The 11,110-nt window shown below is 73.5% G+C and carries 5 protein-coding genes; 2 read left to right on the forward strand and 3 right to left on the reverse strand.

What is annotated here, in order from left to right; translation table 11 throughout:
* The first annotated feature begins 93 nt into the window (after positions 1 to 93).
* Together OO60_RS41425 and OO60_RS41430 are read left to right on the forward strand one after the other, a co-directional pair.
* Complete coding sequence (locus tag OO60_RS41425) at positions 94 to 933, forward strand: alpha/beta fold hydrolase (protein ID WP_033263419.1); 840 nt, start codon at positions 94 to 96, stop codon at positions 931 to 933.
* 102 nt (positions 934 to 1,035) lie between these two features.
* Positions 1,036 to 2,436 (forward strand): nucleotide disphospho-sugar-binding domain-containing protein, encoded by a 1,401-nt coding sequence (locus OO60_RS41430; RefSeq protein ID WP_003086624.1) that lies wholly within the window; start codon positions 1,036 to 1,038, stop codon positions 2,434 to 2,436.
* Between the two features lie 441 nt (positions 2,437 to 2,877).
* Here the strand turns inward: OO60_RS41430 and OO60_RS41435 are convergent, their stop codons facing one another.
* From OO60_RS41435 to OO60_RS41445, 3 genes are read right to left on the reverse strand one after another with little or no spacing between them, the layout of a single operon-like run.
* Positions 2,878 to 4,515: a (2,3-dihydroxybenzoyl)adenylate synthase gene (locus OO60_RS41435; protein ID WP_003086622.1), complete on the reverse strand. Its 1,638-nt coding sequence runs from the start codon at positions 4,513 to 4,515 to the stop codon at positions 2,878 to 2,880.
* Positions 4,512 to 9,740, reverse strand: a complete 5,229-nt coding sequence (locus tag OO60_RS41440; RefSeq protein WP_003086619.1) for a type I polyketide synthase — start codon at positions 9,738 to 9,740, stop codon at positions 4,512 to 4,514. The genes OO60_RS41435 and OO60_RS41440 overlap by 4 nt, the downstream gene beginning before the upstream one ends.
* Complete coding sequence (locus tag OO60_RS41445) at positions 9,737 to 10,807, reverse strand: methyltransferase (protein WP_003086614.1); 1,071 nt, start codon at positions 10,805 to 10,807, stop codon at positions 9,737 to 9,739. The genes OO60_RS41440 and OO60_RS41445 overlap by 4 nt, the downstream gene beginning before the upstream one ends.
* Positions 10,808 to 11,110 lie beyond the last annotated feature (303 nt).

Here is an 11,110-nt window from a genome sequence, read left to right on the forward strand (position 1 = left end):
ACACCGGGGCTGGGCTCGCGAGGAGATGCGGCGTGCGGCGCCCGCCGGGGACACTCGTGGGGACCACCGGAACATCCACGATGGGGGCGACGGTTGAGTGCGACGTGTGACCGGCTGCGCGTGCCGGGCGCGAGCCTGTACTACGAGGTCCGCGGCACGGGCCCGGCGCTGCTGCTGATCCCGACCGGCAACGGGGACGGCGGCCCGTACACCCCGCTGGCGGAAGCCCTCGCCGACCGGCACACCGTGATCACCTACGACAAGCGGGCCTATTCGCGCAGCCCGCTCGACGCGCCCGACGACGGCACGGACCGGGTCGGGGCCGACGTCGAGGACGCGCGGGCGCTCATCGAGCGCGTGGCGGGCGGCCGGGCGGACGTGCTGGGCGGCAGCTCCGGCGCGATCGTGGCCCTGCAGCTGCTCGCGCGGCACCCCGGGTGCGTCGGCACGTCGGTCGTGCACGAGCCGCCACTGGCCTCGGTGCTGCCGGACGCCGAGGAGTGGCTGGCCTTCTACGCGAACCTGTACGCGACCTACCAGGACGCCGGCCCGGTCGTCGCGATGGGCATCTTCCGCGAGCGGATGGGCATGCGGGGCACGACGAAACCCCCGGACGACGCGCAGCTCCCGCCGGACCAGCTGGCCGACATGCTGGCGCGCATCCGGGCCAACCACACGCAGTGGTTCGAACGGGAGGTGCGCGACTACCCGGCGGTCGTCCCGGACGTCGAGGCGCTGCGGGCGGTCGCCGGCCGGCTCGTCCTCGGCGGCGGCGACACCTCCCGCGACGACTTCCCGTACCAGCCGAACCGGGTGCTCTCGGCCCGCATCGGCGTCCCGATCACGCACTTCCCCGGCGGGCACGTCGGCTTCGTGACCCAGCCGGGGGAGTTCGCCGATGCCCTGTCCGCCCTGCTCACCGCCCGCCGGTGAACTGAACCCGCACTGGCGGAGATGCGCCGCGCCGCGGGTGGGCGCTGAGATGGAGCCCGTCCCCCGCGAGCCGGGCAAACCCGCCACCAGAAGGAGATTCCCATGCGCGTCCTGTTTGCCTGCTACCCGGCGCACGCGCACCTGTTACCGCTCGTCACCACCGCGTGGGGGCTGCAGAGCGCGGGCCACGACGTGCGCGTCGCGTCCTTCCACGGCCTCTCGAAGACGATCTCGGCCGCCGGCCTGATCCCGGTGCCGCTCGGCGACCCGGACGCGATCGAGGCCCGCTTCCTGGAGGACGCCGGGCTGCCGAGCGGCACCGACGAGATCGACCGCTACGCGAAGGCGCTCGCCATCGAGCCGCACGAGCGGGACGCGTGGGACGTGTTCTTCCAGTACATGCTGCTGCCGTGCGGCGACTACCTGCGCGAAGACCGGCAGGAGGCCGCCGATCTCGTGGCGTTCGCCCGCACGTGGCAGCCGGACCTGGTGATCTACGACCCGACGTTCCCGATCGCCGCCATCGCGGCGAAGGCGTGCGGCGCGGCGCAGGCGCGGTTCCTGCTCGGCCCGGACATCTACGCGTGGAGCCTCGACCGGCTCGCCGCCTACCGGCAGCAGGTGCTCGACGCCGGTCTCGAGGAGAACCCGCTGGGGTCGATGATCGCGCCGGTCGCGGCGCGATTGGGCGTCGAGATGGGTGACGACCTGCTGTACGGGCACTTTTCGCTGGACGCGGTGTCGCCCGGCCTCCGGATGCCGACGAGTGCCAAGACGGTCCCGGTCCGCTACGTGCCGTTCGCCGGTTCCGCGGAGCTGCCCGACTGGCTGTACACCAAGCCGGAGCGGCCCCGCGTCGCGGTCTCGCTCGGGGTGTCCACCCGGCAGGCGTTCACCGGCTCGCACGTGCGGGACGAGGCCGACCGGCTCGAGAACGCGCTCACCTTCGACATGAACCCCGAAGTGAGCCGGCTGAGCCTGCTGATGGAGGCGGTGGCCGACCTCGACATCGAGGTGGTGGCGACGCTGAGCGAAGGCCAGCTCGCCGGCCTCCCGCCGCTGCCCGCGAACGTGCGGGCCGTGCACTACCTCCCGCTGCCCCAGCTGCTGGCGACCTGCTCCGCGGTCGTCTACCACGGCGGAATCGGCACGCTCGCCGCGGCGACCGGGGCCGCGGTGCCGCAGCTGATCTTCGACACCGGCGAGGCGGCCCGCGTCGTGGTCACCGTCGCCGAAGACGGCAGCGTCGAGTACGCGATGCCGGACAAGAAGGTGGAGGCCACCTGGGTGTCCAACTTCGTCATCGACCGGGGCGCGGGCGAGCGGCTCAACCACAAGACCCAGACGGTCGAGGAGATCCGCAAGCTGGTCCAGCAGGTGGTGGAGAACCAGTCCTACCGCGGGGGCGCCCGAGCCCTGCGCGACGAGTGGCTGGCGACCCCGGGCCCGAACGACATCGTCCCGACCCTGGAAGTCCTGGCGGCGCACCACCGCACCCGCTGACGCAACCTCAACTGCGGCGCACCGGCTCCGGCCGGTGCGCCGCCGTCGTTTGCGGGTGCAGTTCCAGCCCTGCCGCTGTGGTCGTGAGTGTTTAGGAGGGTTAGAACGCGTCTAAACACTCACGACCACCCGGCCACACGCCACAAGGATGAAAACGGGCCCGGCGCCACCACACGCCGGGCCCGAACGACATCGTCCCGACCCTGGAGGTCCTCGCCGCGCACCACCGCACCCGCTGATGCAACCTCAACTGCGGCGCACCGGCTCCGGCCGGTGCGCCGCCGTCGTTTGCGGGTGCGGTCCCAGCCCTGCCGCTGTGGTCGTGAGTGTTTAGGAGGGTTAGAACGCGTCTAAACACTCACGACCACCCGGCCACGCGCCACAAGGACGAAAACGGGCCCGGCGCCACCACACGCCGGGCCCGTCTTCATTCCCCTGCTCTCACACCATCGTGCGCAGGACCTTCTTGTCCGCCTTGCCGACCGCGGTGTGCGGGAAGGCGTCCAGCACCACCAGGCGCTCCGGCAGCTTGAACGCCGCCAAACCACGGGCCGTGAGCGCGGCGCACAGCTGCTCGAGGGTCAGCGTGTGGCCCGCGTGCAGGCGGGCGAACAGGCAGACCCGCTCGCCCAGCGCCGGGTCCGGCATGGCCACCGCGGCGGCTTCCGCCACCGCCGGCAGCTCCTGGGCCAGGGTCTCGACCTCCGCGGCGGAGATCTTCTCGCCGCCGCGGTTGATCAGGTCCTTGACCCGGCCGCACACGACCACGTTGCCCGCCGGTGTGAGGCGCACCAGGTCGCCCGTGCGGAACCAGCCGTCCGGGGTGAACGACTGCCGGTTGACCTCCGGCACGCCGAAGTAGCCGCGCGGGGTGTACGGGCCGCGGGTGAGCAGTTCGCCCACCTCGCCGGGGGCCACCGGCTCGCCGTCCGGGTCGACCAGGAGCAGCTCGTCGAACGGGCTGATCGGCCGGCCCTGCGTGCCGTGCGCCTCCTCGTCGGCCGCATCCGGGGCCGTGTAGCAGACCAGGCCCTCCGCCATCCCGTACACCTGCTGCACCCGGCAGCCCAGCGACGGCCCGATGCGGGCGGCGACCTCCGGCGCGAGCACTGACCCGCCGACGTGCACGTGCCGCAGGGTGCGCAGGTCCCGCGGGCTCGCCGCCGCCGCTTCCATCCACTTGAGCACGACCGCCGGGACGGCCGACGTCACGGTGACGCCCTCCGCCTCGATCGCCTCGAACACCGGCTCCGGACGCGGTGACGGCAGCAGGACGGCCCGGCCGCCGGCGTACAGCGCACCCAGGATGCCCGGGTTGGCGAGCGGGAAGTTGTGCCCGGCCGGGAGCACCGTCAGGTAGACGGTGTCCGGGTCGAACCCGCACGCGGCCGCGCACCGGCGGATGTTGTACTCGTAGTCGTCGTGGGTGCGGCCGATCACCTTGGGCACGCCCGTCGTCCCGCCCGAAAGCAGGAACACCGCGACGTCGGAGGCAGCCGGCGCGTGCTCGTCCAGCCACTGCCGGCGCGCCTCCGGATCGCCGGACTGCTTGATCAGGCCCCGGACGTCGACGTTGCCCGCCCGCACCTCGTCGCCGACCACCAGCACCCGCGCCGGTCCGGGCAGCGTCGCCGCGACCCGCTCCGCGAGGTCCTGGTGGTCGTACCCCTTGAGGGTGTCCGGCACGATCAGGGCCTTGGCCCGCACGTGCGCGCCGATCGAGGCCAGCTCGTGCTCGCGGTGCGGCGGCAGCATCATCACCGGCGCCACCCCCAGCCGGAAGCAGGCGAGCGTGACGACCACGAACTCCCACTGGTTCGGCAGCTGCACGAGGACCGTGTCGCCGCGGGCCAGCCCGCTCGCCGCGAACCCGGCGGCCAGGCCGTCGGCCCGCTCGGCCAGTTCGCGGTAGGTCAGCCGGACCTCACCGTCCACAATGGCCACCCGGTCCGGACGCCGCCGCGCCCAGTCCCACAGGTACGACCCGAGCGGGCGGCCGCGCCAGCAGCCGGCCGCGCGGTACGCGTGGGCCAGGTCGGCGGGCCACGGCACCACCCGCTCGAGGATGTCGTCGCTCACGCCGCCTGCTCCAGTTCCACCGGGGTGAGCCGCTCGGCGAGCAGCTCGACGACCGCTTCGACGGTCGGCCGGTCCCAGAAGAGGGTCGACGGGAGCTGCAGGCCGAACCGCCGCTCGAGGCCGCGCCGGATCCGGACCGTCATCACCGAGTCCAGGCCCATCTCGACCAGCGGACGGCGGGGATCCACCTCGGCGGCCGGCAGCTGCGTCTCCGCCGACACCTGGGCGCGGATCTCGCCGGTCAGCACGGCCACCAGCTCCGGCCCGGTCAGCCCGGCCCACGGCTCGTCCTGCTCCGGCTCGCCGCCGTCGTCCTGCGGGGTGTCCTCGGGCAGCGCCGAGAGCACCGGCAGCCGGTGGTCACCCGGTTCCAGCGGGACCGTGCGCAGCACGGCCGCGTACCCGAGGTCGTGCTGCTCGACCACCTCCCACGCGGCGAACGCGTCGGCGAGGGCGATGTCCGCGGTGCCGCGGGCGGCCAGCTCGACGTCGATGATCGCCGACGAGGTGGACATGCCGAGGCCACGCCACGACGTCCAGCCGAAGCTGGTCGTCCCGCGGTCGCCGGCGGCGCGCCGGTGCGCGGCGAGCGCGTCGAGGAACGCGTTGGCCGCCGCGTAACTGGCCTGGCCCGGGAGCCCGAGCAGGTAGCCGCTGGAGGAGAACAGCGCGAAGAAGTCCACGCTGCCCGGCGGGAACAGCTTGTGCAGGGTCAGCCCGCCGTCCACCTTGGGGCGCAGCACCGTGCGCAGCGACTCCTCGTCGAGGGTGCGCAGCGCGCGGTTGTCCAGCACCCCGGCCGCGTGGACGACGCCGCGGAACGGCGGCAGCCCGAGCGCGGCGGGCGAGAGCAGGCGGGCGGCCTCGTCGTGGTCGGCGATGTCCACCGCGACCGCGACGACGGTGACCCCGAGCCGCTCCAGCGAGCGCACGGCGTCGAGCCGCGCCACCGTCTCCGGGTCGGTCTCGGTGTCCCAGGTGTCCCGCGGCGGCAGCCCGTGGCGGCCGGCGAGCACGATGCGCCGCGCTCCCCGGTCGGCCAGCCACTGCGCGACCCGCAGGCCGAGCACGCCGAGCCCGCCGGTGACCAGGTAGGTGCCGTCCGGCTGGCAGCCGCGCAGGCGCCCCGGCGCCTCACCGTCGAGGGCGAGCAGGCGGGGGACCAGCGGCTCGCCTTCCCGGATCGCGACGACGTCCTCACCGCGGACGGTCCTCAGCACGTCGAGCAGCGCCGGGACGTCCTCGGGCGAGTCGCCCACGTCGACGACGCCGCCCCAGATCTCGGGGTGCTCGCCGCCGATGATCCGCCCGACGCCCCACGCGGAGGCGTGGGCGAGCGCGGCTTCGTCCGCGCCACGGCGCACGCCCTGCGTGACGCACCACAACCGGGACTGGCCCGAGGCCAGCCGCTGGGCGGTGGCGGCGAGCAGCCACGACGTCCCGGTGGCCGCCGAACCCGTCGTGCCCGGCCGGGCCCGGCCCGGCACGACGAGGACGTCGTGCCCGCCGGACAGTTCGTCCTCGGTCAGCTCGTCCGGGCCGGTGACGACGCGGAACGGCACCGCCGCGCCGGCGAGCCGCTCGGTGAGCCGGCCGATCAGCGCGCTGTCCGGCCCGACCAGCACGGCCGGCCGGCGCTCCGCCGGTTCGGTCCGGTCCGCCGGCTGCCAGCCGATCGGGTGGACCAGCTCGCGCGGGTTGACGCCGGTGCCCGAGTCGGCCGACGGCGCGCCGTCCAGCACGCCGTAGCGCAGCCCGGCCATCCGCCCGGCCAGGACGCCGTCCGGATCGGTGATCTCGACGTCGACGGTGAGGTCCCCGGTCTGCCGCACGGTGATGGTGGCCCGCGCGGGCGGGGTGTCGCCGAGCGAGACCCGCTGGATGTGCGCGGGCATGCGCAGGATCGGCGGCCCGGTGAACACGACCGACGCGGTCGACAGGGCCGCGTCGAGCACCGACGCCCAGGTGTTGCGCAGCGTCCCGGGTTCGGGCTCGGCCTGGACGGTGGCCACGAGCGTGCCGTCACCGCGGTGGATCTCTTCGACGACCCACGGGAAGCCCATGGCGGCGACGCCGAGCGAGGCCAGCCGGTCGATGACGAACCCGGCCGGCAGCCGTTCGGCGGCCTCCGCGGGCGCCTGGGCGGCCGGCGCGGTGCGCGGCTCGATCGTGGCCGTGGTGTGGGTGGCCCAGCCGCTGTCGGCCCGGCCGGCGCCCTCGGTGCCGTTCTGGGCGGGCGTGTCCTTCCGGCTGAGCCTGCTGGACAGCCGGATCGCCCCGTCCTGCAGCACCACCTGCAGGTCACGCGGGCTGGTGACGCTGACCGGGACGCGCAGGGACACCTCGGCCAGGTCCGACCACGGACCGACGGCGGCCGCCGCCGTGGCGAAGGTGTTCAGCAGGACGGCCGCGGGGATGATCTCGACGTTCCGCACCGGGTGGCTGCCGGGGTAGGGCCGCGAATCGCGGTCGAGCCGGGTCGCCCAGACGTGCGCGGGGGTGGTGCCGCGCACGACGGTCCGCCCGCCGAGCAGCGTGTGGCCGGCGACGTCGTGGTGCTCGGCCACCGACGTCGGCGCCTCGGGCTCTTCGGCCCAGTGGGGCTTGTGCTGCCACGAGTACGTCGGCAGGTCGGCGACGCCGCCTTCGGGCCACAGGGCCCGCCAGTCGACCTCGGCGCCGTTCCCGTAGAGCAGGCCGAGGTTGGTCAGCATCGTTTCGCGTTCCGGCTTGGCCCGCCGCAGGGTGTGGGTGGCGAACCCGTCGGTGATGCCGAGCCCGTCGAACGTCTCGTTGATCGAGTGCTCGACGACCGGGTGCGGCGACACCTCGAGGAACAGCCGGTAGCCGTCCTGCAGCGCGGCGGTCAGCGCCTGGACGAACCGCACCTGGTTGCGCAGGTTGCCGGCCCAGTACGCGCCGTCGCGCACGGTTTCCGCACGCGGGTCGGTCAACGCGGTGCTGTAGAGCGGGAGCCCGGCGGGCCGGGGTTCGAGGTCGCTCACGGCCGCGGCCAGCTCGTCGAGCAGCGGGTCCATGTGCGCGCTGTGGAAGGCGACGTCCGAGTCGACCAGCCGGCCGCCCGTGCCCTCCGCCCGCAGCTGGTCGGCGAACTCCTGGATCGCGGTGACGTCACCGGAAACCACGGTCGACGTCGTCGCCGCGGCGACCGCGACCGCGAGGTCGGTGCGCCCGGCGAGCCGGGTTTCGGCGTCCTCCGGCGGCAGCGCCACCATGACCATGCCGCCCTGGCCCGCGACCCGGCGCAGCAGCACCGAGCGCCGGCAGGCCAGCCGGGCGCCGTCCTCCAGCGAGAACACGCCGGCGGTGACCGCGGCGGCGATCTCGCCGACCGAGTGCCCGATCACCGCGGCCGGGCGCAGGCCCCGCGCGCGCCAGGTCTCGGCCAGCGCCACCTGCATCGCGAAGATCATCGGCTGGATCACGTCGACCGGCTGCCGGGCGTCGGAGCGCACGGTGGCCCGCGGCGACACGCCGAGTTCGGCGGTGAAAATCGGTTCCAGCCGGTCGAACACCTCAGTGAAGACGGGATCGGTGTCCAGCAGCTCCCGGCCCATCCCGATCCACTGCGAGCCGTGGCCGGAGAAGACCCAGACGACCCCGGCGGCCGCGGCCGGCCCGGCCACCGAGTCCGGGCCCGAGACGGCGACCTCGCCGAGGCGGTTGACCAGCTCGGTGCGGTCCGCGGCGAACACCGTGGCCCGGTGCGGCAGGTGCGGCCGCCGCACGGCGAGGGTGTGCCCGACGTCGGTCAGGTCGACGTCGCGGTGCCCGGTCAGCCAGCCGACGAGCCGGCCCGCGTTCTTCCGCAGCGCTTCGGGACTGGCGCCGGACACCGGGAACAGGGCGGCCCCGCAGTCCTCCGTGGACGGCTGGGCGGCTTCGGTGCCCGCTTCTTCCAGGATGACGTGCGCGATCGTGCCGCCGTAGCCGTACCCGGACACCCCGGCCCGGCGCGGACCGGCCGACTCCGGGAACGGGGTCCGGCCGGTCACCACGCGCAGCCGCGCTTCTTCCCAGGGGATGGCCGGGTTGGGCTCGGTGCAGTTCAGGCTGGGCGGGATCTCGGCGTGCTGGAGGGCCAGCACGGCCTTGATGACGCCGGCGACGCCGGCCCCCGCCTCCAGGTGGCCGATGTTGGGCTTGACCGAGCCGATCAGGCAGGGCTCGTCGACCGGACGGCCCTTGCCGAACACCGCCGCCATCGCCGCGGCCTCCAGCGGGTCGCCCGCGCGGGTGCCGGTGCCGTGCGCCTCGACGTAGCCGACCGTCGCCGGGTCGATCCCCGACGCCTCGTACGCGCGGCGCATCAGGTGCGCCTGCGCGTCGCCGCTCGGGGCCATGATGCCGTTCGTCCGGCCGTCCTGGTGCACGGCGCTGCCGCGCAGCACCGCGAGCACGTGGTCACCGTCGCGCTCGGCGTCGGAAAGCCGCTTGAGCACGACGATGCCGCCGCCTTCGCCACGGCCGTAGCCGTCGGCCGCGGCGTCGAACGACTTGCAGCGCCCGTCGGGGGAGGTGGCCCCGGCCGCGTCCAGGACGAGCGACAGGCCGGGGGCGGCCATGATCAGCACGCCGCCGGCCAGCGCCACCGGGCACTCCCCGGCGCGCAGGGCCTGCGCCGCCAGGTGGATCGACACCAGCGACGACGAGCACGCCGTGTCCACCACGGCACTCGGCCCGCGCAGGTCCAGCGCGTAGGAGACCCGGTTGGCCACCGCGCAGAACGAGCTGCCGATGCCGGTCCACGCCTCGATCCGCGGGAGGTCCTCCAGGAGCCGCCGGCCGTAGTCGTCGGCGCCGACGCCCATGAAGACGCCGGTGTCGGTGCCGGCGAGCGAGCGCGGCGGGATGCCCGCGTGCTCGAGCGCCTCCCAGGCCAGTTCCAGCACGATCCGCTGCTGCGGGTCCATCAGCGCGGCTTCACGCGGGGTGAGGTCGAAGAAGTCCGCGTCGAAACCCTTGATGTCGTCCAGGAAGGCGCCGGCCTTGGTGACGTCGCGCAGCGCGGCCGCGTGCCCGCCGCTCTGCCGCGCGTACCACGCCCAGCGCTCTTCCGGGACCTCGCCGATCGCGTCCCGGCCGTCGCGGAGCAGGCGCCAGAACTTCTCCGGAGAGTCGACGCCGCCGGCGAAGCGGCAGGCCATCCCGACGATGGCGATCGGCTCCGGGGTGTCCCGGGACTGCTCGAGCCGCTCGGTCATCGGCCCACCTGGCCTGGCGCGTCCTTGTGGGCGACGACGAGCGCGTGGCTGAAGCCCATGTCCGGGTGCAGCTCGACGCGGGAGAAGCCGGCGTCGAGCGCGGCGCGCTCCATGTCACCCGGGGCGTAGGTCATGCCCTCGCCCGAAGCGAGCGTGAGGAAGTAGGGCGAGACCAGCCCGGCGGCCATCGACCCGGTGCCCTCCTCGTTGCTGACCCAGTTGTAGACCAGGCACGTCCCGCCCTCGGGCAGCGCGTCGTAGCACCGGCGCAGCAGCGCGGTGTTGCGCTCCAGGGACCAGATTTCGAAGATGTGGAACACGAAGATCGCGTCCGCGCCCTCGGGGTAGCGGTCGTGGAGGATGTCGCCCGGGTGGAAGTGCACGCGCTTGCGGATGCCCGGGTCCTCGATCCGGTCGGCGGCCAGGCGCGTCACGCTCTCCTGGTCCATCACCGTCACCTCGAGCTCGGGGTAGCGCTTGGCCAGCTCCACGGAGTTGGCGCCGTCGCCGCCGGCGATGTCGATGGCGTGGCGGATGTGGGAGAAGTCGTACTTCTCGAGGATCTGCTCGAACGCCCGCCGGGAGGCGTCGCCCATGTTGTCGTAGAACACCTTCTGCAGGTCCGGGGTCGCGGTGAGCCGCTCGTAGAGCGTGTCGCCCGGGCCCTCCAGCCGGCGCAGGCCGACGTTCGTGTTCTGCCGCAGGGCTTCCGCGAAGTCGACCATCGTGGCGTTGATGATCTTCGCCTGGATGTCGACGAGCGGGCCGAGGAACCGCTCACCCTCGCGCAGGAGCTTGCGCTCGACCATCTTGCTGTTGACGTACTTGTCGCCGCTCTTCTCGAGCAACAGCAACGAGGCGAGCCCGAGCAGGAGGATCCGCGCCGGCTGCCGCTCGATGCCGAGCGCCGCCGCCGTCTCGTCCACGTCCAGGCCGCCCGCGGCGTCGAGCTTCTCGAACAGCTCGAACTCCAGCGCGGTGCGCAGCAACTCGAACGCGGTGGTGCCGTGGACCAGGATCCGCAAGTAGTCGGCTTCAGAGATCGTGACCTTGCGACTGTCCGCCATGATTCCTCCGCTGGATTCACCTGAGTCGCATCCGGATGCGACACACCTGCCGTCCATCGTGTACCGCCCGCCCGCGCCCGCTCGCCTCCTTTCATGCGATCCACCGACGCCGAAGCGCTTCGGGCAAAGCAGAAAACGGGTCCCGCCGAAGTCGCACCAGCGCGACGGCCTGGAAGGGAGGTGGCTGGGTGGTCTGCCGCAGCTGGTCGTGAGTGAGAAACAGTGTTAGAGCCTGTTCTTGAACTTAGGTGCGTTGGGTGAGGCGGCGGCTGGTGATGCGGATGATGCTCCAGCGGACCATGG

This window comes from Amycolatopsis vancoresmycina, from assembly GCF_000716785.1.
Classification (GTDB): Bacteria; Actinomycetota; Actinomycetes; order Mycobacteriales; family Pseudonocardiaceae; genus Amycolatopsis; species Amycolatopsis vancoresmycina.

What these genes read in the sequence shown, in the direction of transcription:
- OO60_RS41430 (WP_003086624.1), top strand. Translation starts at nt 1,036, where the DNA reads ATGCGCGTCCTGTTTGCCTGCTACCCGGCGCACGCGCACCTGTTACCG.
- OO60_RS41440 (WP_003086619.1), bottom strand. Translation starts at nt 9,740, where the DNA reads ATGACCGAGCGGCTCGAGCAGTCCCGGGACACCCCGGAGCCGATCGCC.
- OO60_RS41445 (WP_003086614.1), bottom strand. Translation starts at nt 10,807, where the DNA reads ATGGCGGACAGTCGCAAGGTCACGATCTCTGAAGCCGACTACTTGCGG.